A 24,179-nucleotide genomic window follows, 5' to 3' on the forward strand; every position below is an offset into this window, starting at 1 on the left:
CATGGGCGGCCGCACCACCATCTCCAGCAGCGAAACCCGCATCGAAGCCCTCAAGCTGCAGAGCAGTGCCCAGGGCGTGACGATCCCGGTCGTCTACGGCGTGAACCAGATCAGCGGCAACCTGATCTGGTACGGCGATTTCAAAGCCGTCCCCCACACGACGAGCCAATCCGCCGGCAAAGGCGGCGGCGGGGTCACGTCCGAGAGCACGACATACACCTACACAGCCTCGGTGATGATGGGCCTGTGCCACGGCCAGATGAACGGCGTGCCGCGGATCTGGCGCGGCAAGAAGCTCTACAACGGCGGGATCCGTGGCGATCAGTTCGCCTCGGTGCGCAAGGTATACGCGGTGCCGGCCGCCGGCGCGATGTCGACCACGCTCGATGCCGCGTTCGCATCGATCCAGGCGGTGTACGTCCCGCTTTTCTTCCTGAAGTCCCAGCTCGCCAACGGCGTGGACTACTCGGTCGACACCGATGGCGATGTCGCCATCGTCAAGATCCTGAACGACAAGTACCGCGGCATGGCGGTCACGATCGACTACCTGGTCGTCACCGCGGGCACGAAGCAGAGCGCGCTCGAGGAGCTGGGCCTGAGCTTCAAGACCGGCGCGCTCGGCCAGGCGCCGTGGTCATACCTGCAAGGCGCGAACCCGGCGCAGGCTCTCGGATACAGCGGCCTGGCGTACGTCTGCGCGAAGGACTACGACCTCGGCGGATCGGCGCAGGTCGAGAACCACACCTTCGAGATCCAGGGCGCTCTCGCGTACTCGCTCGGCAGCGCGGTGCCCGACGTGGACCCGAGCCGTGCGTTGCTGGACCTGCTGATGAACGGCCGCTACGGCGCCAACATCGCGAGCGACCGCCTCGACGGCATGCAGGACTGGTCGGACTACTGCGTCGCGGCCGGCCTCGTGATGTCTCCGGCGCTCACCGAACAGATCTCCGCGGCCGAGCTGGTGCAGTTGCTCGGGCGGCTCACGAACACCGCGCCGGTGTGGAGCGCCGGACGCCTCAAGATGATTCCCTACGGCGACAGCCTGGAGTCAGGCCTGGGCCGCACCTTCACGCCGAACGTCACGCCGGTCTACGACTTGACCGACGACCATTTCATCCCGAGCCCGGGCGAGCCGCCGGTGCAGCAGGAGCGCAAGAGCCCGGCCGACGCGAAGAACCATTTCCGGGTGCAGTACCGCAACCGGTCCAACAGCTACAACGTCGACGTGGCCGAGGCGAAAGACCAGGCGGACATTGATTCGCACGGGCTGCGCTCCGAGGCCATCGTGAAGGCGGACTGGATCACCGACGGCGCCGTCGCGCGCCTGGTCGCCCAGCTGTTGCTGCAGCGCTCGCTGTACATCCGCGCGACCTACACCTTCAAGCTGCCGGTGAACTTCAGCTTGCTGGAGCCGATGGACATCGTGACGCTGACCGACGAAGGCCTCGGGCTGGACCGGCATCCGGTGCGCATCATAGCGACCGACGAAGAGAACGACGACGGCGACCTGACCATCACGGCCGAGGACTTCCCGGCCGGTGTCGCCAGCGCGGCGATGTACCCGAGCGAAGTCAACGCCGGCTACCTGCACGACTACAACGCCGCACCGGGCAACGTGGATGCGCCGGTGCTGTTCGAGGCACCGGTGGGGCTCACGCAAACCGGGCTCGAGGTGTACGCCGCGGTGAAGGGCAGCAGCGCGGCCTGGGGCGGCTGCAACGTGTGGGTCAGCGTCGACGGGCTGAACTACCAGAAGGCCAGCACCCTGCACGGGCCGGCGCGCTACGGGCGGCTGGGCACCTTCATCAGCGGCGACAGTGTCACGGTGAACACCAGCGGCCAACTGATCAGCACCAGCGCGGCCGATGCTGCGGCGCTCGGCACGCTCTGCTACGTCGGCGGCACGGTGCCCGAGTACCTCGCCTTCCAGAACGCGGCGCTGCTCGCTCCCGGGACCTATGCGCTGTCCGGCCTGGTGCGCGGCGCGCACGGCACGCCCAGCACCGGCCACCAGGTGGGCGATGCCTTCGTGCGCGTGGACAGCGCGATCGGCAAGAGCGGGCCGTTGGAACTGTCGTTCATCGGCAAGACGATCCACTTCAAGTTCACGAGCTTCAACATCTTCGGCGCGGCCGAGCAGAGCCTGGCCGAAGTGCAGGCCTACGACTACCGCGTGACCGGTGCGATGGCTGCGCTGCCGCCGTCGGCGCCGACGGACGTGTCCGCATCCTTCGAGCCGTTCGGTGTGCGGCTGAAGTGCGCGAAGAACGCCGAGCCGGACGTAGTCGGCTACGAGTGGCGAGTGAGCACAGGTCAGGGCGCGACCTGGTCGACCGCCCAGGTGCTCGAGCAGCTCGGCGGCACCTCGCATCTCTGGGCGGTGCAGGCGAGCGGAGCCTTCACGGCCTGGGTGGCTGCGGTCGACGCGCTCGGCAACCGCAGCACGCCGACGAGCGTGGCGGGCACGGTGACGGCACCGGCGATCTCTGCGCTGAACGCGACAATCACCGGCACCGACCTGCAGCTCGACTATGCCGGTGTGCCGGGCGCCTTTGCGATCAGCGGCTACGAGCTGCGCTTCGGCGACAGCTTTGCCACGGCCACCGTGGTCGGGGTGTTCCAGATTACGCGGCACTTGCGCCGCATCGACTGGGGCGGCGCCAGGCGCTGGTGGGTCGCGGCGATCGACGTGAAGGGCAACCGCGGCGCGGCTTCGTCGGTCGACACCGTGGTCACCGCGCCAGGCGCGATCGTCGCGTCGCGCGCCGAGGTCGTCGACAACAACGCGCTGCTGTACTGGACCGCTCCGGGCAGCGGTAGCCTGCCCATCGACCGCTACGAGGTCCGCAAGGGCGCGAGCTGGGCAGTCGGTGCCATCGTTGGGTCGAATGGCAACAGCACCTTCACCGCGATCTTCGAGCAGCAGGCTGGCGTCTTCACGTACTGGGTCGCGGCCTTCGACAGCGCAGGCAACACCGGCGCGCCGGTTGGCATCGCGGCCACCATCAACCAGCCGCCCGACTACGTGCTGCGCACGCAGATCCGCTCGACGTTCAGCGGCACCGCAACGAATCTGTTCCTGGAAGACGGCGCGTTGCTCGGACCGGTCGCGCCGGAGACCTGGGCGCAGCACTTCGAATCGCACGGCTGGACCACGCCGCAGCAGCAGGTCGACGCCGGCTTCCCGCTGTACGCACAGCCGAGCGTGGCCGCCGCGACCTACGACGAGACCTTCGACTACGGCACGGCGCTCCCGCCGACGATCGTCACCGTGACGCTGGGCGCGACGGTGGTCGCCGGACAGGTCGCATCCAGCTGCCAGATCTACACGAAGTTGAACAGTGCAGACGCCTGGACAGCCGCGGCCGCGGGCACGACCAGCGTGCTGGCGGCGAGCTTCCGGTACGTCCGGGTGGTGTGGAGCTTCAGCTGCAGCGCGGGCGCGAACCTGATCCGCATCACCAGCTTCGAAGTGAAGCTGTCGAACAAGCTGAAGACCGACTCGGGGCGCTTCGTGATCACGAATGCGGCGGCCGGTGTCGCAGTGCCGTTCGCGGTGCCCTTCATCGATGCCGACACGCCGCTGTGCCAGGCCAACGGGACGACGGCACTGCTGCCCATCGTCGACTTCCTCGACGTGCCGAACCCGACCGGGTTCACCGTCTACCTGCTGAACCCGCAGACCGGGCAGAAGGTCACCGGCTCGGGCGGCTGGACCGCGCGCGGGTATTGAGCCTCATCAGTGAGCCTCCTCCATCAAGACAAACAACACGACAACATCAACGAGCCACCATGCCGATCGACTTCAGCAAGCCCGTCACNCTGAGCCCCACCTCGGTGATCTGCGAGATCATGAAGGTCACCGGCACGGGCAGCTGGACCGCACGCGGGTATTGAGCCTCATCAGTGAGCCTCCTCCATCAAGACAAACAACACGACAACATCAACGAGCCACCATGCCGATCGACTTCAGCAAGCCCGTCACTACCGACCGCTACGACACCGGCGTCCTGCCGCAGATCAAGGCCTCCTTCAGCGCTCTGGCGCAGTGGATGGACCCGGCCTACGTGGGCGCCGTCACCAGCCCGCCGGCGGGCGCGAAGCGCTTCACCGGCGGACTGATCCAGGAATTCAACGGCAGCAGCTGGGTGGAGAAGGCGACCGGGTACCTGAAGAACACTCCACCGGTCTCGTACACCTCGGTGTCGATTCCTGGTGTCGCGGGCGGATGGGCTGGTGTCCAGTTCAGTGATACCGCCAAGCTGTACTCGCTGATGGTGAACGCGAGCGACGGCACGTCGGGGATCTATTCGGTGAGCGAAGGCCGGTGGAAGTGGTTCTTCGACAACGTCGGCCAACTCATCGAAGGGACGGTGCCTTGGGGCCGAATCACGGGTGCACCGGCCATCACGGCTTGGGTGCCCGACGCGGGAGCGAACGGGAACACCGTGCCCGTGCGCAACAGCGCCGGGCACCTCTTGGCGACGTACTACCACCAGGGATCCGGCAACGATGAGAACCCGCCGATCAGCCAAGTGATGGTGACCAATGGCGGTGACGGCTATTTGCGCAAGGCCGGCCTCGGACACCTTGGGAACAGCATCGTGGTGCCCTGGAGCAACGTCTCGGGGCGGCCGGGCTCGATGTCGCAGTTCTTCAACGACGTGGGCTTCGTGTCGTGGAACAGCGCGCCGGTCTTCTCCGGGCTTGTCTACGGGCGAGGTGGCGGCGACGGCCTCGGGCGCATCACGATGACGAACGTGGCTGGTCAGCCGTCGGGCGGGGCGCCGGGCGACATCGTGTTCGTGTACTGACGGGAGGCGCGCACATGGCAGAGATGTGGCGGTATGACGACGGGGGTGTTGCGCGCAAGGCGCGCGAGGTCTGGCGCTATGACGCGGGCGGCACACCACGCAAGGCGCGCGAGATCTGGCGGTATGGCGCCGACGGCGTCTCGCGCAAGGTCTTCAGCGGGTCGTTCACGCTGACGGCCTCGACGGCCAGCGTCTTCGGCTCAGGCTTCACGTCGACGCGTGGTGCAAGCGTGCCGGTGACCACCACCCCAGTGACGGTNCTGCAGCATGCGCAGCGCATCGAAGAAGAGGCGCGAAAGGTCTTCAGCGGCTCGTTCACGCTGACGGCCTCGACGGCCAGCGTCTTCGGCTCAGGCTTCACGTCGACGCGTGGTGCAAGCGTGCCGGTGACCACCACCCCAGTGACGGTGACGGTGCAGGGCGGGGCGGGGGTTTTCACCATCGCCTGGTCGACATTGTCAGGATCGTCCGCGACCGCGATGTCACCCAACTTGGCGACGACGCAGTTCCGGCGCAATGCTGCTGCCCCAACGACCGTTGGCAAGGCCAACACGCTGAGTGGGGTGCAGCGGTGCACGGTGACGGAANTCGTCCGCGACCGCGATGTCACCCAACTTGGCGACGACGCAGTTCCGGCGCAATGCTGCTGCCCCAACGACCGTTGGCAAGGCCAACACGCTGAGTGGGGTGCAGCGGTGCACGGTGACGGAAGTGAACACGGGCGAGGTGAAGACGATCGACGTGACGGTGGTTACGGAGCACTGGTACGACTTTTGACATCCTTAGCATCGGATCGAAGTAGGGAGGCCACTTCTCATTTGGCTTGTGACTCCGCTGACATGCTGACTCGTTCCACGTACTGAACATCAAGCAACGTGGCCAAATCTCGATAGCGGTCTGGCAAGTTACTTTCAAGGGCAAGGAGGACGCGCACCGTTGGAGGTTGTTCCGGTCGATCAATGCGTGCCTGAGCCTCCAAGACTGCTCGGTACTTTACAACTTGGTACAGGCCCCGCTCGTAGTCAGTAATGAGTCGGTCGGAAACACGAGACTTCACCTCCACGCCGATCCAGAGCTGGTCGGACTTGAACATCACGTCCAGTTCATCCCCAGATCGCAGGGCGTACTCCTCCTGTGCAAACCACTCGGCGGCGGCACCGAAGACCTCGGGGTGGTCATGTACGTAGCGTTTGAGCGCTTTGTGAGCATCAGACTCACCGCCGCCCCAGCCCGTTTGCTCGGGACCGCCTCCTTTCTTGGAGGGCAGAGGAATTGGCGTCAACCCAACCAATCGCAAGATCTCGTTCCAACGACTTCCGAAATGAAGGATTCGCTGGTACTCGGCCGCGACCTTGTCTCGCTTCTCCTTTCGCGATAGCGACTCGTACCCAGGCCATCGGCCATCCACGCCAGTGTCCGGGAGTCCGGCGTTGGTGCCACTTGATAGCACGACGATGCTGGTCAGAAAGGGGGGCTCTTCCGGTATTTGCGCGCTGACGCTGTCAATGAGCGCTGTCACCCGACCCAGGACGTACCCAAGACCTTTGGCCCAGGGGGCACCGTGCTTATTGCGCCTGCCCAGTAGCGAGGCTAGTTGCAGGTAGGTAACCGGCGCGAGAACGCTATCGGTTTGTTTGAAGATGTGTGCAACCAGCAGCGAGAGTGCCATAGGCGCGTACTCTTCAGCCGTCAGGTTGCCTTCAGACCCCTGGCCGTCCTCGTCCTCCTCGGCAGTGTCGCTCCGCGTCGCGTCACGCGAACCAGGAGACCCTGGTGCTGCGGTCGTCGCGTTGACCAGTTCGAAGAGCCTTGCCTGGGCATTGGAATCCTCACTGACGAACAGCCCGCGCTGCCTGAACGCGTCTTCGATGTGCAGCCGCTCCTCAAGGTCATCAAGGCGCAAGCCAATCCAACCCTTGAGTTGGTGCGGTCGGTCGAGGTAGAAGTACTTGACTGCGCGCTGGCCGCGTTCCAGTGCGGCCGCGTCCGGCTCCGCCTCATATCCGAACACGGGGAGCTTTAGTTCAATGGCTCTATCAAGGTTGGCGCGCGCCGCATCGCCGTGCTGCTTTGCCACACCCCGCCAACGTCTTGATCTTCCGCCCATCTTCATGAAACGTCGAATACGTCCGTCCTCGGGATCAGGGATGTCAACGATGAAGTCCACCCACAGAGTGCAAACCAACTCGCGGGCATCCGCCGTGAACGCGTTCCACGGAGTGTCTAGTCGCGCATGTCTACTGCTCCGACGATATGTATCAAGTCCGCAAGTCTGCAGCCAGAAGTCGTGTGGCCGCACAGTTCGTTCAGTCATCGCAAATCCAACGAGGATGGGTGGCTAAAGAATGGTGGCTTCCGACCCGAGCGCGAGGTTCGCGATGGCGTTGGGCGGTGCCGATGTGAGTTCGGACTATGGTCGTCAATCTGATGATGGCATAGGAAGCGTAGTAGTCGAAGGGCCGGTTTGGAAGTTCACAGCGAACGGTCGACAGTCGCGTAGTGCTTGTCTGAGACGTCTACGCGCAAGCAGTCCACGTTCTCACCTACAAACTGGATGCCGCTTTCGCGAGCATGGGCGCATGACTACCTCCGCCTCCGCCATGCTGGCCGCGTACTTGCGGGCCGAAACCGAAGTCCTCCTTGGCAAGGAGGCGCGCCTCGGCGACCGCGTCTTCCGCAGCGAGGATTTGGCCGAGATCCGCGCCGGCCGACAGGAATGGGAACGACGCGTCGCCGCTGAGCGCGACCGCACATCCGGCGCGCCGACCCTCGGAGGACTGCACTTCTCCGTCGCGCGTCTCGACTGATGGCCGCCCGCCTGAACCCTGTCGACCGGTTCATCGCCTGGATCGACCCGCGGCGCGGCCTCAACCGCCTGCGCAGCCGCACGCTGCTCGCCCACTACGAGGCCGCGCAGCCGAACCCGCAGCGCAAGTTCCGCCGCGATGGCGGTTCGCCCAATCAACTCGTGGAGCAGGGCGCAGCGGCGCTGCGCAACCAGATGCGCTATCTCGACCGCAATCACGACTTGGTCGTCGGGTCGCTGGACGTGCTGGTCAACAACACGGTGGGCGCCAACGGCATCGGTGTCGAGTTCCAGCCGCGCGCCTTGAGCGGCGAGATCCACACCGACTACGCGGCCGCGCTGTCGACCGCATGGCGCGACTGGCAGCGCCGCCCCGAGGTGCGCTGGCAGCACGGCTACGCGCGCTGCCAGCGCCTGCTCGCCCGCACGCTGTACCGCGATGGCGAGTCCTTTGCGCAGCGCCTGCTCGGCAAGGTTCCTGGCCTGGACCACGGTACCGCGGTGCCGTACTCCCTGGAACTGATCGAGCCTGACTTTGTGCCGTTGGACTACGACGACTCCGCCCGCGGGATCCGGCAAGGCATCCAGCACAATGCATGGGTTCGCCCGACCGCTTACTGGGTCAGCAAGACTCACCCCGGTGAGGTCACCAGTCTGCAGCCGGACCTGAAGGTCGTCCCAGCCGATCGCATGCTGCACCTGGCGCACCTGAGCCGCATCGGCCAGTTGCGTGGCGTGACCCGCTTCGCGAGCGTCATCGGCCGCATCGAGGACATCAAGGACTACGAGGAGTCCGAGCGTATCGCGGCGAAGGTCGCCGCCATGCTCACTGGCTACGTGAAGCGCCAGGCGCCCGATGGTGGCGGCTACGAGGGGCCCCTGAAAGACGACGACGGAAACAATCTGCCGCGCCAGGTAGGCCTGTCCCCGGGCACCATCATCGACACGCTCGCGGTCGGCGAAGAGATCGGCCTCATCGACAGCAAGCGCCCGAACCCGAACCTGATCACCTTCCGCAACGGGCAGCTGCGGGCCTTCGCCGCTGGCATCAGCGCGAGTTACTCCAGCGTCAGCCGCAACTACGACGGCACCTACAGCAGCCAGCGGCAGGAGCTCGTCGAGCAGTGGGTGCACTACGCCTGCCTGACCGATGACTTCGTCTCGATGGCCGTGCAGCCGATGGTCGAGGACTTCATTCGAGCAGCGGACCTCTCCAACGTGGTGCCGATGCCGGCGGACCTGAAGCCCGGTACGCACGACGACGTGCTGTATGTAGCGCCGTCGATGCCCTGGATCGACATGGCGAAGGAAGCCACCGCCTGGCTGACCTTGAGCCAAGCCGGATTCATCTCCGAAGTCGAGGTGATCCGCAAGGCCGGACGCAACCCCGACACCGTGCTTGAGCAAATCGCAAACTGGCGCAAGAAGGTCGAGGAGAAGGAACTGCGCTTCAGCAGCGACGTGCGCCACCAGAACGCGAGTGGCCTGCCGAGCGCGCCGAAGTCCAACGACCCCAACGATCCGAACGACGACACCACCGAGGAGGGCCAAACCGATGACGACAAGCCATGAGCCGCGCAACCTGACGGATGCCGACACCAGTGCCATCGCGGAACACCTGGCTGACCAACTCGCCGCCCAGCTAGTGACCCGGCTGGGCGACGAGCGCACCGCGCAGCGCTTGGTCAACGTCTGGGGCGGCTACGTCGACCGGCAACTCGGTCGAGGTCTGCGCCGGCTCGCGATGTACGCGGTGATGGCGCTGCTCGGCCTGGGTGCGCTGAAGTTCGACTGGTTCAGCCGCCTGCTGGGCAAGTGAGCTACTGCAACGCAGAACCCCAAAACATCTCGACCCCCCCGAGAGCGCAACAACCTCAACGGCCAATCGAACAGAGACCAAACCGAGGCAGCAACGAATGGACTTCAACATAGCCTACGAAACCGTGCTTGGCAAGGAAGCCGGCTACAGCGGTGACCCACGCGACAGTGGCGGCCAGACGAAGTACGGCATCACCGAAGCGGTGGCGCGCGCCTTCGGCTACGCCGGCCCGATGAACCTGCTCGGCCTCGACCAGGCCAAGGCGATCTACCGCAGCAAGTACTGGGACGCGCTGCAGCTCGACCAGGTCGCGAGCGCGGCACCGGCCGTGGCGGGCGAACTGTTCGACACCGCGGTGAACCAGGGCGCCGACCAGGCGGCCACCTTCCTGCAGCGTGCGCTGAACGTGCTGAACAAAGAGGGCAGCTGGTATTCCGATGTGAAGGCGGACGGGCGGATCGGCCCGATGACGCTGGCGGCGCTGCGGGAGTACGTGCGTCGCCGCGGCGCCGAGGGGCAGATGGTGCTGCTGCGCGCTCTCAATGCGCTGCAGGGCGCCTTTTACGTCGAGTTGGCCGAGCGCCGCGCGAAGGATGAAGCCTTCGTCTATGGCTGGCTGTTGAACCGCGTGGAGATCGCCGCCGCTGCAGGAGGCAAAGCCTGATGGATCCGATCAGCACCGCATTCGCGCTCGCGCAGGTCGTGCCGAGCATCCTCAAGTGGATCACCGGCAGCGACCAGGCGGAGCAGGCCGCCAGCACGGTCATCGACATCGCCAAGCGGGTCACCGGCAAGGACACCGGCCAGGCCGCGCTGAGCGCGATCCAGGCCGATCCTGCCGCACTGCTGGCCTTCCGCCAGGCCGTGATCGCGGCCGAGGCCGACCTCGACAAGGCCTTCCTCGCCGATCGGCAGGACGCCCGTAAGCGCGACGTGCAACTTGCCCGCCTTGGCAGGACGACCAAGCGCGCGGACCTGATGATCGTCGGCGACGTGGTGGGCATGCTCGCCTGCCTGTCGGCAATGGTCTTCGTGACCTGGCTGGGCGTGATGAAGGGCGGCGACGTGAATCCGCTGATCATGGCTCTCAACGGCCCGCTGGGCATGCTGACCCAGCAGTTTGCCAACGGCCTGCGAGATGCGCACCAGTTCGAGTTCGGTTCAAGTCGGGGCTCAGCCGAGAAAACCGAACTGTTGGCCCGTGCGCCGGCCGTCAAATAGCACGCGAGATGCCTAGTTGAGACGTGTGCACTCGACCAGAGATGGTCCCGGCACCGATTGTTTCAAGGCGGCGACGAGGGCAGGCAGGTACATAAAATCCGCGCCGCTGGCCGCCTATCCCTCCTCCCATCCCTTGCGGCCGGCTTTCCTCGGCGCCAGCCCTCGCGGGTTGGCGCCGATTTCTGTGCCCGGCGCCGAGTTGTTCAGTCGACGCGAGGCGTAGGTCGCGACGGCCAGGTCTCGACTTCGAGCGCCCGTAGGAGGTTGGCAAACGGGGTGAGCGAGGCGTCACGCTCGCTGAGGATCGAAGTCAGGGACCTGCAACCCTGCGTCCGACTCCGAACAAGTGAACGGTGGCATACTGTATATTTACCCATGCCACGAGGACTGCAGGGTCGCGATGTCGAGCAGCAAAAAAATCAATGTCATCGACCTCTTCGCCGGCGCTGGGGGCCTCAGTGTGGGCGCTTCCCAAGCGGGCGCAAGTGTCGCTGCAAGCTTAGAGTTCAACGCCATCGCCTGCGACACGCTGCGAGCGAACCCGAGCTACCACGGCTCAGTCATAGAGGGTGATGTCTGTGCCTATACGGGCCAAGACCTGCGAAAGATTGGCGGACTCAAGAAGAGTGATCCGTTGGTCGTCGTCGGGGGGCCTCCGTGCCAGCCTTTTTCCAAGGCTGCATATTGGACGGAGGATGGACAGGACGCTGCCTATCGTCGCGCTCGCGCGGAGGGCAAGGATGTCGAGAAGCCCGCCGCGCCCACGAAGGTGAAGGATGACGACCGGCGCGATCTTGTACGGGAGTTCTGGCGTGTTGTGCGCGAGTCGAACGCGGACGGATTCGTATTCGAGAATGTCCCCAGCATTCGGCATCCTCGCAACCGGCCTATATATGACGGCCTTGTAAGGTCGGCTCGGGACGCCGGTTACGAGGTGACGGAGGTGGTCGCGAACGCTGCTGAGTACGGCGTTGCGCAGGCGAGAGAGCGCGTGCTCGTTCTCGGGTCGAAGAAGCGAAAGCCTAACAGACCAGAACAGACTCATGCCTTGGATGCGCAAAACCTATTGCTTCCGCCGGCTGTTACTGCTGGGGAGGCCCTGGATGGCCTCGGTCTGAAGAAGTATTTCGAGCCGGAAGAAGTAGTGACAGGACGTTGGGCTCGTCACTTAGAGGAGGTTCCACCCGGTTGGAACTACAAGGCCCATACATCCTGGGCAAATCATCCAAACCCAACCTTTGTGACGGAAACGCGCTTCTGGAATTTTCTGTTGAAGCTGTCGAAGGATCGACCGTCATGGACTCTTGCAGCCTCTCCGGGTCCCTGGACGGGGCCATTCCATTGGAAGAATCGTCGGCTGCGGACACCCGAGATGGCCGCCTTACAGGGTTTTCCTCGGGAATACGTTATCGCAGGAAGTCGTCGGGAGCGTGTACGGCAGATGGGCAATGCGGTGCCCGTACCATTGGCAAAGTTGATGGTCGGGGCAGTACTGGAATCACTGGAGTAAATTGCCTTGCCTAAACTACTGAAGCGGGATAACCGACCGACGTGCATTAGCCTATTTTCTGGATGTGGTGGGCTTGATTTGGGCGTCGAGGCCGCCGGCTTCCGTGTCGCAGTTGCAACCGACGCAGACAAAACATGCTCTGAGACTTATGCTCAAAACTTCCCTGGCGTTCCGTACGTCGTCGGGAAGATCGGATCTATTCCCACTGAAAAATTATTGGCGGCAGCGAACTTGCGGCCGGGAGGCGTGGATCTACTGGTCGGCGGGCCGCCCTGCCCTGCATTTTCCAAGAGCCGCTTCTATTTGAAAGAGAAGCCGCGCGCGCTCGATGATCCCGTGGCAGCAGAGACGGTCGGTGGATATCTGCGCGTGCTGCGGGATGTCCAGCCGCGTGCGTTTTTGCTCGAAAATGTCCGCGGCTTGGCATATGGGGTCCATAGGGAAGCGCTTGAGCACATCGTAAATTCTGCAACTGAGCTTGGCTATACTGTTAAATGGCAGATTGTCAATGCAGCAGATTACGGTGCTCCGCAAATACGGGAGCGTTGCTTGGTGATCGGTTCCCGGGATGGTGAAGTGCTCTCGCCGCTTCCTACTCATGCAAAATCTCCAGAAGAAGCGGGCATGCTACCTTGGGTGACCGCAGGGGCAGTATTACGTGACTTGGACACCGAAGAGAACGCGTCGGATGAAGGGCATTTCGCCGGAGGCGCCCACCACGACTTGCTGCGAGGTATTCCGCCCGGAGAGAATTATCTTCACTATACGGCCGAGCGAGGACACTCCGAGCCGGTTTTCAAATGGCGCTCTCGCTACTGGTCCTTCTTGCTGAAGCTGAGTCCTGATATGCCATCATGGACTATTCAGGCCCGCAGGTCGAATAATATGGGGCCCTTTCACTGGAGGAGTCGGATTCTCCGGATTTCGGAGGTGAAGCGGCTCCAAACGTTTCCTGATGATTTCGATCTTGTCGGGAATGTGGAACGGCAGTGGCGGCAAATCGGGAATGCAGTTCCCCCGATTTTGGCTAGACGATTTGCGGAGGCGCTGCGTACTCATTTGGATCAAGTGCAGTCGTCTCAATTGGCGGCCTGAAGTCAATATCCATAGGGAGCGGCAATGGTCACGCGAGCAACTGCAGTACACGAGAAGGTCCAACTGCTGGATGTGCTGCTTGGAGCTATTCGCGATTCGGGCTCGCAGTGCATAGTCGTTGATGAGCATCATCCGTTCGGGATCCAAATTCTCAGTCCTGACGGATTCGTGTTGCCTGCCCGCTTTTACATATGGAATTGCACCCATGGAGGCGGTTCGAAACGTGCAAGAGACGAGTTTCGTATTCAATTCACTCCTGCCGCGCAGGTCCCTAAATTGCACGTGGGAGAAGTTGTAGTTCTCCTGGGCTGGCATGACGGTTACGAGGTTTTCGTCGGATGGAGCATAGCTCATCATGCGAATCAAAAAGGCAAATCTCCTTCGGCGCAAGTCAAAGAAGCTACCTTGGCCGCCGCGCACACCAACGCATTTTCAATTCAGATCAAGACGAATGGACAAATCGTTGTCGCGTTCAAGCCGCAGTTTCTAGTGGATTATGTCCAAGAGGCTGATCAGCTGCATGGGTATAAACATGCAAAGACCGACCTTCAGCCGCTAAACGATCTTGCTAAGGTCAACGATTCCGATGTTGAGGCAATCGGTGATCAAGAGCGAAAAAGGATTGTGACGCGGATACTCCGAAAATATAGGGCATTCGATTTCCGGGCTCGAGTCCTCAGCGCGTACAAAAACCGTTGTGCATTCTGTGGGGTTCAGTTGGAGCTCTTGGATGCTGCTCATATTCTGCCGGTGGCAGATGGAAGGAGTAGGGATAGTACATTCAATGGGATCGCGCTTTGCAAAATGCATCATGCCGCATTTGATAGGGTATTGATATCGTTTAATGACAAGTATAAAATTGAAACAAGTCAACATGAGATCCAGCGGCTCGCGGCAGCAGGGCGCGACGGTGGATTGGGGCAGTTCAATTCCATGTTGCGGCCAATGATCGAATTACCGGTTGATGCTCGGGATTATCCGCCGCCAGCATTGATCAACACGGCTCGGGCGAGCCGTGGCTGGAAGCCCTAGTTTTGTCTGGTTAACGGGTATGACCCAACGGCCGACGAGTCCCGTACGCATAGTTGCATTCCGCATGCCGACTGTGCTGCAGAAGTCCGCAACTTGAATTATTATTTCAGTTGTTCGGAAGGATTTCCCATCGTCACCGAGTTCCTGATCCCTGCTGCCTAGGCAGCGCTCATCGCCGGGCTATCGGATCGCCATATGAGCCGAGTCATCGGGGAGTACTGATGCCGGCAGTCTTGTTCGAGCATCTGGGGAGCAGTCGGAAATTCGCGAGGCCGTGTGCGGCCTCCACGAAGTTGTACTTCGATGACGAGAACTGGCTCGTTGCTGAGGCTCGTCGAAAGGTGGCTCGAGGAGCTTGTCGAGCGTGTCGTGCAGCTGCAGTGCAGCGCTGAGGTGCTCTCATCTGATGACGCATCCAGACAAGTTCAGTTGGGAAGTCGTCAACTATTCTGTGGAGGTCGATGCGATGCCCTACGTTGTCGAGGTATCAGCGAGGGCGAAGGATGTCTCCGACGCTGACGCGCTGGTGGTGACCAGTCCAGACGTGATGGGCGGCGCGGCGGTATTTGCCGGGACGCGCGTGCCGATCGACATCGTGCTGGGATCGGTTGCCGCGGGAGTCGATGTCCAGCGCTTGAAGGTGTCATGCCCCTTCCTGACCGAGGCGCACCTCCAGGCTGCCCGCGTCTATGAAGAAATGCGCCCGCGGCGCGGCCGCCCACGAAGGCTGGCGGAAATCAATCCGCCGAAGACGTGCCGTGTCACCAAGGTGGTGAGGCGCGCTGCTGAATGACGCTCCGCTTGCTGATAGACGAGTGCCTCAGCCTGGAACTTGTTCAGTTTGACTGAGCCCGGCAGGGCGATTCCGCACGGCGCCGCTAGCTCAGGTAGAGTGCCCACCGAAGGACTGCCGTTCAGCGAGTTTGGAAGGGCAGCGCCGCCCCGCGAGGGGTCCGACCTGGAGTGGGAGTTCGCTGGCAACAGCGATAGAGAAACTCGCATGCGACGACCACCTTTGCGTGGTCGTCGTCTCCTTCGTCTGATCGGGCGATCTTGCGGATCGTAGCTCTACAGTAAAATCCGTCTCCGGGGGGAAGAGCGTCCCCCCGCAACCAAAATCAGGTCAGGTCGTCATGCATGCTGTCATGCATATGGTCATAGACGCAGCGACGACCAAGCCGCCACAAAACGCCCACGCCATGTGGGCGTTTTGCTTTGCGTGCGCGCTTTCCTGCGGGTTGGCGACAATCGCAGGCCGAGCAGGAACAACATGCCGATCAAGACCCTTCACTGTGCCGCCAGCGGCTTCGAATCCGCCTGCGAGGTGAGCCTGCTGCCGGCCGGCCATCGCTCCCGGCGACTGCACGGCCACAGCTTCCTCGCGACGCTGCGCGCCGAACTGCCGGCCAACTGGGCCGCGTTCGCCGGCGGCGAGGTCGAACGCCTGCGCGCCGACCTCGAATCGCGCACCGCGCAGCTCGACTACCGCCTGCTGAACGACATCGTCGCGCAACCGACCGACGAGAACCTCGCGCGCTGGATCCGCTCGCAGCTCGACGCCCCCGGCATCACGCAGCTCGGCATCCAGAGCACCGCGCACGGCGGTGTCGACCTCGATGCCGCCGGCCAGGCGCACGTGTGGCGGCGCTACCTCTTCCAGGCCGCCCACCAGCTGCCGAACGTGCCGCTCGGCCACAAGTGCGGCCGCATGCACGGCCACGGCTTCGAGGTCATCGTGCATGCCAACCAGGACCTCGGCGCGCGCGACCTCAGCATCGACTACGACCACCTCGACGACTGCTGGGCGCCGCTGCACCATGAGCTGAACTACGGCTGCCTGAACGACCTGCCCGGCCTGCAGAACCCGACCAGCGAGCTGATGTCGAGCTGGATCTGGGAGCGCCTGAAGCCGACGCTGCCCGAGCTCTCGTGGATCACCGTCTACGAGACCGCATCGTGCGGCGCCAACTTCGACGGCCGCCACCACCGCATCTGGAAAGAGTTCACGCTCGACAGTGCGCTGCAGCTCAGGCACGCGCCCGACGGCAGCCCGCTGCGCCGCATCCACGGCCACACCTACACGCTGCGGCTGCACCTGGCCGCGCCGCTCGACACGCTGATGGGCTGGACGGTCGATTTCGGCGATGTGAAGACGCTCTTCGATCCGATCTTCAAAGCGCTCGACCACCGGCCGCTCCACGAGATCGAAGGCCTCGCCGACTGCGACACCGCCACGCTCGCCGCGTGGATCCTCCGGCAAGCCCGCGCGGTGCTGCCGATGGTCGACCGCGTCGACCTCTACGAAACGCGCGGCTGCGGCGCCATCGTGATCGCCGACCAGGCCGAGGCGCAAGCCGGCCTCGCGATCCCGATCTGAACGAACCCACGGAAGGAAGCGGCATGACCTACGCGGTCAAGGAAATGTTCTACACGCTGCAAGGCGAGGGCGCCCAAGCCGGCCGCCCCGCGGTGTTCTGCCGCTTCGCCGGTTGCAACCTGTGGTCCGGCCGCGAGCAGGACCGCGCCGCCGCCGTCTGCCAGTTCTGCGACACCGACTTCGTCGGCACCAACGGCGTCGGCGGCGGCAAGTTCGACAGCGCGCTCGTGCTGGCGCAGGCGGTCGCATCGCACTGGCCGCTGCCGCGCACCGGCCGCCCGTTCGTCGTCTGCACCGGCGGCGAACCGCTGCTGCAGCTCGACGAGGCGCTGATCGACGCCCTTCACGCGCAGGGATTCGAGGTCGCCGTCGAGACCAACGGCACGCAGCCGGCACCGAAGGGCCTCGACTGGATCTGCGTCAGCCCGAAGGCCGACGCCGCGCTGGTGCTGACGAAGGGCCACGAGCTGAAACTCGTCTTCCCGCAGGCGAAAGCGATGCCCGAGCGCTTCACGGCGCTCCAGTTCGACCACTTCTTCCTGCAGCCGATGGATGGCCTGGAGCGCAAGCGCCACACCGAACAGGCGGTCGCGTACTGCCTGGCGCATCCGCTGTGGCACCTGAGCGTGCAGACGCACAAGTACATCGGCATCGCGTGACCTGCTGAGCCGATGCAATGACCCCGCGCCACGCTGTCTTCGCCACCGCCATCGGCCCGTGCGCGATCGCGTGGGGTGGGAACGGCATCGTCGGCGCGTGGCTGCCCGATGCCGATGAGGCGGCCCTGCGCCGGCGCATCCGGCGGCGGTTGGCCGCATCGGTCGAAGACACCGCACCCGCGGCGATCCAGGCCGTCATCGGCCGCCTGCAGGCCTTGATGACCGGCGAGCGCGTCGACCTGTCGCGTTCCCCGCTGGACCTGGATGGGCTGCCCGATTTCCACCGCCGCACCTACGCGATCGCGCTCGCGATCCCGCCGGGCGAGACGCGCAGCTACGGCGAGATCGCGCAGCAGCTCGGCGAGCCCGGCAGCGCCCGCGCGGTCGGCCAGGCGATGGGCAGCAACCCGTTCCCGCCGATCGTGCCGTGCCACCGCGTGCTGGCCGCCGGAGGTCGTTCGGGCGGCTTCTCGTCGCCGGGCGGGCTCGACATGAAGCGCCGCCTGCTCGTCATCGAACGCGCCCGCATCGGCAGCGAGCCGGGCCTGTTCGACGACCTGTAGCGCGCGTTGCTGCCGCGAACGCTGGCATCATCCACGCGATGTCCGACGAGTACCAGATCCACGTTCCGCCGTCTTTCTACGCGCTGTACACCGACGCGCGCCAGCGCCTGACGGTGCCGCTCGCCGAATTGCGCCAGCGCTCCGAGCTGTGCGAAGACCTGGCCCAGCACCTGAGCGAGCGTGCGGCTGCGCAGCATTTCGGCACCGGTGCCTCGACCGGATCGGTGCTCGCCGACTGCCTGCGCGGCTTGCAGGCGGGTCCGGTGGTCACGCCGGCCGAAGCGGTGTGGGTGGTGCACCGCCTCGCCGAACTGCTCGGCTGGCCGTTCCTCGAGCCTGACGACGGCCAGGCGAGCGCAGGCGACTGAGCCGCCCCTTCGCGACCGGGCTATTCCGCCTGGCCGCCGGCGAGCGCGCTGTTGGCGACCACGGTCGTCGATGCGGGCGCCACCTTCGGCGCCTCCAGCAGCGCGAGCGTCGGGCTCTTCAGGGTCTTCGCGAAGCCGATCACCGTCTGGTTCGGCTGGTACGGCAACGCCTGCCACGGGTTCGCGCCGTGGCTCATCAGGAACGTCACCATCTGGGCCTGCGCGCGCTCGTCGTTCATGAACGACGGAACGACGACACGGGCCAGCGGAATCCACGGCAGCTGCTGGCCTTGCGTCGACGGCACCTTGTCGACCAGCTTCGGTTCGCGCTTGAACCACCATTCGAGCGCCGCGTAGTCGGAGGTGCGCAGCGCCTCTTCGAAACCGGCGGTCAGCTTGCCCTGGAACGGGCCGAGGCCGGCCTTCGCGGTGTGGCCGGCCGCTTCGAGCTTGCTCGCCAGCGGCGTCTGCAGCGCGCTCGGGTGCAGCGCGCCCAGCGGGCTGAAGGCCAGCTGGCCGACGGCCAGGCCGCCCTGGTCGGCCCACTGCGAGATCACCTCGTCGAGCCCGGCGGCGCGTGCGCTCGGCGAGCTCAGCAGCCGCACGACGTCATGGTTGACCGCGCGCGAATCCACCTCGGCCAGGAAGCGCAGCGAACGCAGCGCCTGCGGCGTCGCCTTGGAGAAATCGACCGGGTTCGGCGACCGCGCCAGCGCGACCATCGGCGGCATGTAGCAGGTCTCGGGCTGCGCGCCCTTGTCCAGCAGTTCCGGCAGCACCGGCCAGAACTGCGGGTCGCGGGCCGCGAGCGTCAGCACGCATTCCTGGAAGCCGCTGGCGCGGATGTCGGCGACCTGCAGGCTGCCCGGCTGGAACGGCAGGCAGCGCGGGGTCAGTGCGCGCTGTGCGGAATTCAACGACGCGCAGGACTGCGGATCGCCTTCGGTCAGCTTGGCGTGGATGTGCTTGATGATTTCCCAGGTCGGGCTGGTGTCGGTGGCGACGCCGGTGACGCTCATGATCGCGCTCGCGGTCGTGGTGCAGCCGCCGGTCAACAGCAGGCCCGAAATCGTGGCACCGAGCAGCACCACGCGAGGCAGAAAGTTCATGAGGTGGCGCTCCCAACGCACAGCCGCCCGGCTCGTGGCCGGAATGCCCTGTCCAGCGCAAAAAACACGCCACCGCCGTATCGCGCGTCCAGCGCGGTGCGCGTGCGGATCGCGAAGTGGTGCATGGCCGCACGAAGCGTGAATCGGCGCGGGTTGCGCGCGATGTTGGGAAGCACTCGCCCGACTGCCGCCGGTGAAACGGATGCTGACGCACGTGACACAAATGGGAAGCCCGCACCGGCGCCGGGATCAAGCCGGGCAAAAAACGGCAGGCCCGCGACAGCCGGTAACGCCGCGTGTCGACGCGTTGTAAGCCTGACGAAATGTCAGACGCCGAGCCAGCGCGTCAGCGCTGCATCGTCGGCAGCGAGTGTCGCGGATGCCGCCGCGCAGACGATCCGCCCCTTCTCCAGCACCACCGCCTGGTCGGTGTGCGCCAGCACGCGCCGCACGTTGCGGTCGACGATCAGCGTGCCGATGCCGCTGGCGCGGATCTGCGCGATCACGCGCCAGATCTCGGCCACCACCAGCGGCGCGAGGCCTTCGGTCGCTTCGTCGAGGATCAGCAGCCGCGGGCTGGTCATCAGCGCGCGGCCGATCGCCAGCATCTGCTGTTCGCCACCCGACAGCTGGTGGCCGCCATGCGCCAGCCGTTCGCCGAGCCGTGGAAACGTTTCCAGAACGCGCTCCAGCGGCCACGGTCGCTGGCCGTCGGCGGCGGCCCGCGCGGCCATCACCAGGTTCTCGCGCACCGACAGGTTCGGGAAGATGCCGCGGCCCTCGGGCACGTAGCTGACGCCGAGCCGTGCGATGCGCTCCGGCGGCCAGCCGGTCACGTCGCGGCCCTGCCAGTGCACGCGGCCGGCCGTCGGGCGCAGGTAGCCCATCAGCGTGCGGATCAGCGTCGTCTTGCCCATGCCGTTGCGGCCGAGCAGGCCGAGCGCGCTGCCGGCCGGCAGCGCGAACGACACGCCGTGCAGCACGCGGCTGTCGCCGTAGCCGGCATGCAGCGCGTCGATCTCGACCAGCGGCGCGTTCATGAATGCGCCTCGCCGAGGTAGGCCGTCACCACCTGCGGATGGTCGCGGATGCGCTGCGGCACATCGCACGCGATCACTGCGCCGTTGACCATCACCGTGATGCGGTCGGCGATGCGGAACACCGCGTCCATGTCGTGCTCGATCAGCAGGATCGCGTGACCCGCCTTCAGCGACTGCAGCAGCGCGAGCATGCGCTCGGTCTCCTCGGCGCCCATGCCGGCCAGCGGCTCGTCGAGCAGCAGCACGCGCGGCCGGGTGGCCAGGCACATCGCGATCTCGAGCTGGCGTTTCTCGCCGTGGCTCAGCGTGCCGGCGATGCGCTCGGCGCTGTCGCCGAGCCCGGCCGCCTGCAGTGCCTGCATCGCCACCGCGCGGCTGCCGGTGCAGCGCTGCGCCGACTGCCACACCTGCCACGGCCGCTGCAGCGCGGCCTGCGCGCTGAGGCGGCAGTTCTCGTGCACGCTGAAGCTGTCGAAGATCGTCGTGCGCTGGTAGCTGCGGCCGATGCCGCCGCGGGCGCGCCGTGGCTGCGACCAGCCGGTGATGTCGTCGTCGCCGAAACGGATGCGCCCCGACGTGGCCGGCAGCTCGCCCGACAGCAGGTTGACCAGCGTCGACTTGCCGGCGCCGTTGGTGCCGATCACCGCATGCACCTCGCCGAGCCGCAGGTCGAGCGACACCGCGTCGACGGCCGTCAGCCCGCCGAACGTGCGCGACAGCGTCGTGGCCGCGATCACGATGCTCATGCGGCCGCCTTGCGCAGCGGCAGCCGCAGCCCGACGATGCCGCGCGGCAGCAGCGCGACGAACGCGATGATGGTGAAGCCGAGCGTCATCTGCCAGTGCGCCGCCAGCGGGCCGACCAGGCCTTCGCTCGCGAACAGTTCCTTCAGCAGCGTGAACGCCACCGCACCGACGATCGCGCCGCGCAGCGGGCCGAGGCCGCCGAGGATGATCATCAGCAGCACCGCGCCCGATTCGTGCCACGACAGCAGCTCCGGGTTCACGACGCCGTCCTGGATCGCGAGCAGCGCGCCGGCCAGCCCGGCCAGTGCCCCGGCGATCACGAAGGCGGCCAGCTTGTAGCCGTAGGTGCGGAAGCCGACCGCGCGCATGCGCGCCTCGTTGACGCGGATGCCCTGCAGCGCGTGGCCGAAGCGCGAGCGCAGCAGCAGCGCGAGCAGGCCCCAGGTGAACGCGAGCGAAGCCAGCACCAGGCCGTAGACCTGGCGCTTGTTCTCCAGGTCGAGCAGCGGCGTGTCGCCGAGCCGCAGCACCGGGCGCACGTACAGGTAGAGGCCGTCGCTGCCGCCGGCGAGCCTGGTGTCGTGGAACACGAAGTAGGCCATCTGCGCGAACGCGAGCGTGACCATGATGAAGTAGACGCCGCGGGTGCGCAGGCTGAGCGCGCCGACGAACAATGCGTACGCCGCCGCGCCGGCCATCGCCGCGGGCAGCAGCCACCACAGCGAAGCACCTTCGCCCTGCGGCGACGCCAGCACCGTCACGTAGGCGCCGATGCCGAGGAAGGCCGCGTGGCCGAGGCTCACCAGCCCGGTCGTGCCGACGAGCAGCTGCAGGCTCAGCGCGAAGATCGCCGAGATCAGGATCTTCACCGTCAGGTCCACCAGGTACGGCGACAGCACCGCCGGCAGCAGCGCCAATGCGAGCAGCACCGCCAGCGGCAGCCAGAGCGAGCGGAGCACGCGCATCAGTGCCCCCGCCGCATCAGGCCTTCCGGCCGCCACACCAGCACGATGGCCATCAGCAGGTAGATGCCGATGCCGCTCAGCTCGGCGAAGAACACCTTGCCGAAGGTGTCGACGAAGCCGACCAGCAGCGACGCGACCAGCGCGCCGGTGATCGAGCCGATGCCGCCGATCACGACGATGACGAAGCTGACGATCAGCACGCTGCCGCCCATGCCCGGGTACACCGACGACATCGGCGCGGCGATCATGCCGGCCAGCGCCGCGAGCGCGACGCCGGCGGCGAACACGCCGCGGTACAGCAGCCGGATGTCGATGCCGAGCCCGCGCACCATGTCGCGGTTGCTGGCGCCGGCGCGCACCATCATGCCGAGCCGCGTGCGGTTGACCACCAGGTACAGCAGCGCCGCGACCGCGAGGCAGGCCGCCGACGCGAACAGCCGGTACACCGGGTACGACATCAGCTCGCCGAGCGCGATGCCGCCGGCGAGCCATGCGGGTGGCTGCACGCCGTGCACGTCGTTGCCGAGCAGCAGGCTGCGCGACTCCTCGAACACCAGGATCAGCGCATACGTCATCAGCACCTGCTGCAGGTGCTCACGCCGGTACAGGAAGCTGAAGAACAGCCACTCCAGCACGAAGCCGAACAGCGCGGCCAGCAGCGTGCCCACCAGCAGCATCAACAGGAACCGGTCGACGAAGTACGGCGCCAGCGCGAACGCCAGGTAGGCGCCGATCATGTAGAAGCTGCCATGCGCCAGGTTGATCACGCCCATGATCCCGAAGATCAGCGTCAGCCCGCTGGCCACCAGGAACAGCAGCAGGCCGTACTGGACGGCGTTCAGGCACTGGACGAGGAAGGTGGCGAGGTCCACCTCAGAGCTTGCAGCCGCGCGCGGGGTCGGCGAGTGCCTTCACGGCGATCGACTTGAACTCGTTGTTCGGGCCCTTCGCCTCGCGCAGGTACATGTCCTGCACCGGGTTGCCGGCCGCCGACAGCGTGAACTTGCCGCGCGGGCTGTCGACCGTCGTCTTGTGCATCGCGGTCGTCAGCGCCTCGCGCTTCGTCAGGTCGCCCTTCACCGCCGTGAGGCCGGCCGCGAGGATCTGCGCCGCGTCGTAGCCCTGCACCGCATAGACGTCGGCGTTCGCCTTGTACGCCAGCGCGAAGCTCTTGCGGAACGCGTTGTTGCGCGGCGTGTCGAGGTTGTCGGCGTAATGCAGCGTGGTCTGCAGGCCCTGCGCGGCGGCGCCTTGAGCTTCGAGCGTGCCGTCGGTCAGGAAGCCCGAGCCGTACAGCGGGATCGTCTTGTTCAGGCCCGCCGCCGCGTAGTCCTTGACGAACTTCACCGCGCCGCCACCAGCGAAGAACGCGAACACCGCGTCGGGCTTCTGCGCCGCGATCTCGGTCAGCAGGGCCTGGAACTCGACGTTCGGGAACGGCAGGTTCAGGTCCTTCACGACCTTGCCGCCGGCCTTCTCGAAGGCCTCGGTGAAGCCCTTCACCGTCTCGCTGCCGGCCGCGTAGTTCCAGGTGATCGTCATCGCGCGCTTGTGGCCCTTCTGCGCCACCACGACGCCGGTGGAGTAGCCCGGCTGCCAGTTCGAGAACGAACTGCGCACGATGTTCGGCGAGCACAGCGGGCCGGTGATCGCGTCGGCACCGGCGTTCGGCACGATCATCAGCGTGTTGCTCTCCTTTGCCGCCTTCGCCATGCCGAGCGCGACGCCGGAGTGCACCGTGCCGACCAGCACATCGACCTGGTCGCGCTTGATCAGCTTGTTGACGTTGTCGGTCGCCTTCGACGGCTCGGACTCGTCGTCGACCTTGAAGTACTGGATCTCGCGGCCGCCGAGCTTGCCGCCTTGCTCCTGCACGTAGAGCTTGAAGCCGGCCTCGATCATGTTGCCCAGGCTCGCGTAGGTGCCGGTGTAGGGCAGCATGAAGCCCACCTTGACCGGCCCGGCGGCGGCCTGCGCATGGGCCTCGCCCGACATCGCCATCGACAGGGCCAGCGTCGTCGCCAGGGCGGCCGCGGCCGACAGTTTGATCAGGTG

The 24,179-nt window shown here is 65.5% G+C and carries 22 protein-coding genes; 15 read left to right on the forward strand and 7 right to left on the reverse strand.

Going from position 1 to position 24,179, the window contains the following annotated elements:
• Position 1: 1 nt before the first annotated feature.
• Complete coding sequence (locus ASC98_RS03365; RefSeq protein ID WP_056819609.1) at positions 2-3,733, forward strand: phage tail protein; 3,732 nt, start codon at positions 2-4, stop codon at positions 3,731-3,733.
• A 223-nt stretch (positions 3,734-3,956) separates the two neighbouring features.
• Complete coding sequence (locus ASC98_RS03370; RefSeq protein WP_056819612.1) at positions 3,957-4,814, forward strand: hypothetical protein; 858 nt, start codon at positions 3,957-3,959, stop codon at positions 4,812-4,814.
• Between the two features lie 814 nt (positions 4,815-5,628).
• Here ASC98_RS03370 and ASC98_RS03380 read toward each other — a convergent pair.
• Complete coding sequence (locus ASC98_RS03380; protein ID WP_157598161.1) at positions 5,629-6,981, reverse strand: hypothetical protein; 1,353 nt, start codon at positions 6,979-6,981, stop codon at positions 5,629-5,631.
• 433 nt (positions 6,982-7,414) lie between these two features.
• Here ASC98_RS03380 and ASC98_RS03385 point away from each other — a divergent pair, with 433 nt between their 5' ends.
• The 13 genes from ASC98_RS03385 (at position 7,415) to ASC98_RS03435 (ending at position 18,264) form a co-directional block, all read left to right on the forward strand.
• Complete coding sequence (locus ASC98_RS03385; RefSeq protein ID WP_082542213.1) at positions 7,415-7,621, forward strand: hypothetical protein; 207 nt, start codon at positions 7,415-7,417, stop codon at positions 7,619-7,621.
• Entirely contained in the window at positions 7,621-9,192 is a 1,572-nt protein-coding gene (locus ASC98_RS03390) for a phage portal protein (RefSeq protein ID WP_235581153.1), read from the forward strand. Before ASC98_RS03385 ends, ASC98_RS03390 begins: the two co-directional genes overlap by 1 nt.
• The gene (locus ASC98_RS30050) at positions 9,176-9,439 is read left to right on the forward strand and encodes a hypothetical protein (protein ID WP_157598160.1); all 264 of its coding nucleotides are present in this window, start codon (positions 9,176-9,178) and stop codon (positions 9,437-9,439) included. Before ASC98_RS03390 ends, ASC98_RS30050 begins: the two co-directional genes overlap by 17 nt.
• A 97-nt stretch (positions 9,440-9,536) precedes the next feature.
• A complete protein-coding gene (locus ASC98_RS03395; protein WP_056819627.1) occupies positions 9,537-10,103 on the forward strand; it encodes a glycoside hydrolase family 108 protein in 567 nt (188 codons plus the stop codon).
• Positions 10,103-10,660 carry a hypothetical protein gene (locus tag ASC98_RS03400; protein WP_056819630.1) on the forward strand — a complete coding sequence of 186 codons (558 nt, stop codon included), beginning with the start codon at positions 10,103-10,105 and terminating at the stop codon, positions 10,658-10,660. The genes ASC98_RS03395 and ASC98_RS03400 overlap by 1 nt, the downstream gene beginning before the upstream one ends.
• Positions 10,661-11,060: 400 nt before the next feature.
• Positions 11,061-12,170: a DNA cytosine methyltransferase gene (locus ASC98_RS29220; RefSeq protein WP_082542192.1), complete on the forward strand. Its 1,110-nt coding sequence runs from the start codon at positions 11,061-11,063 to the stop codon at positions 12,168-12,170.
• 6 nt (positions 12,171-12,176) lie between these two features.
• Positions 12,177-13,265, forward strand: a complete 1,089-nt coding sequence (locus ASC98_RS29225) for a DNA cytosine methyltransferase (protein ID WP_200953093.1) — start codon at positions 12,177-12,179, stop codon at positions 13,263-13,265.
• A 24-nt stretch (positions 13,266-13,289) separates the two neighbouring features.
• Positions 13,290-14,297: an HNH endonuclease gene (locus ASC98_RS29230; protein ID WP_082542191.1), complete on the forward strand. Its 1,008-nt coding sequence runs from the start codon at positions 13,290-13,292 to the stop codon at positions 14,295-14,297.
• Between the two features lie 406 nt (positions 14,298-14,703).
• Positions 14,704-15,090, forward strand: a complete 387-nt coding sequence (locus ASC98_RS31460; RefSeq protein ID WP_235581154.1) for a DUF433 domain-containing protein — start codon at positions 14,704-14,706, stop codon at positions 15,088-15,090.
• Between the two features lie 477 nt (positions 15,091-15,567).
• The gene (locus tag ASC98_RS03420) at positions 15,568-16,674 is read left to right on the forward strand and encodes a 6-carboxytetrahydropterin synthase (RefSeq protein ID WP_056805313.1); all 1,107 of its coding nucleotides are present in this window, start codon (positions 15,568-15,570) and stop codon (positions 16,672-16,674) included.
• Positions 16,675-16,697: 23 nt separating this feature from the next.
• Positions 16,698-17,333: a 7-carboxy-7-deazaguanine synthase gene (queE, locus tag ASC98_RS03425; protein WP_056805316.1), complete on the forward strand. Its 636-nt coding sequence runs from the start codon at positions 16,698-16,700 to the stop codon at positions 17,331-17,333.
• Between the two features lie 17 nt (positions 17,334-17,350).
• Positions 17,351-17,896, forward strand: coding sequence for a methylated-DNA--[protein]-cysteine S-methyltransferase (locus tag ASC98_RS03430; RefSeq protein ID WP_056805318.1), 546 nt, complete (start codon positions 17,351-17,353; stop codon positions 17,894-17,896).
• 38 nt (positions 17,897-17,934) lie between these two features.
• Complete coding sequence (locus ASC98_RS03435) at positions 17,935-18,264, forward strand: hypothetical protein (RefSeq protein WP_056805321.1); 330 nt, start codon at positions 17,935-17,937, stop codon at positions 18,262-18,264.
• A gap of 20 nt (positions 18,265-18,284) precedes the next feature.
• On the opposite strand, the gene ASC98_RS03440 is transcribed toward ASC98_RS03435, so the two are convergent.
• The 6 genes from ASC98_RS03440 to ASC98_RS03465 form a co-directional block, all read right to left on the reverse strand.
• A complete protein-coding gene (locus ASC98_RS03440; RefSeq protein ID WP_157598159.1) occupies positions 18,285-19,373 on the reverse strand; it encodes a hypothetical protein in 1,089 nt (362 codons plus the stop codon).
• Between the two features lie 326 nt (positions 19,374-19,699).
• Entirely contained in the window at positions 19,700-20,413 is a 714-nt protein-coding gene (locus tag ASC98_RS03445) for an ABC transporter ATP-binding protein (protein ID WP_056805326.1), read from the reverse strand.
• Positions 20,410-21,159, reverse strand: a complete 750-nt coding sequence (locus ASC98_RS03450) for an ABC transporter ATP-binding protein (protein WP_056819639.1) — start codon at positions 21,157-21,159, stop codon at positions 20,410-20,412. The genes ASC98_RS03445 and ASC98_RS03450 overlap by 4 nt, the downstream gene beginning before the upstream one ends.
• Positions 21,156-22,124 carry a branched-chain amino acid ABC transporter permease gene (locus ASC98_RS03455; protein ID WP_056805333.1) on the reverse strand — a complete coding sequence of 323 codons (969 nt, stop codon included), beginning with the start codon at positions 22,122-22,124 and terminating at the stop codon, positions 21,156-21,158. Before ASC98_RS03455 ends, ASC98_RS03450 begins: the two co-directional genes overlap by 4 nt.
• Positions 22,124-22,996, reverse strand: a complete 873-nt coding sequence (locus tag ASC98_RS03460) for a branched-chain amino acid ABC transporter permease (RefSeq protein WP_056805336.1) — start codon at positions 22,994-22,996, stop codon at positions 22,124-22,126. The genes ASC98_RS03455 and ASC98_RS03460 overlap by 1 nt, the downstream gene beginning before the upstream one ends.
• Before the next feature lies 1 nt (position 22,997).
• Positions 22,998-24,125 (reverse strand): ABC transporter substrate-binding protein, encoded by a 1,128-nt coding sequence (locus tag ASC98_RS03465; RefSeq protein WP_157598194.1) that lies wholly within the window; start codon positions 24,123-24,125, stop codon positions 22,998-23,000.
• Between the last annotated feature and the right edge of the window lie 54 nt (positions 24,126-24,179).

The sequence above is a fragment of the Rhizobacter sp. Root1238 genome (assembly GCF_001425825.1).
GTDB lineage: Bacteria > Pseudomonadota > Gammaproteobacteria > Burkholderiales > Burkholderiaceae_C > Rhizobacter.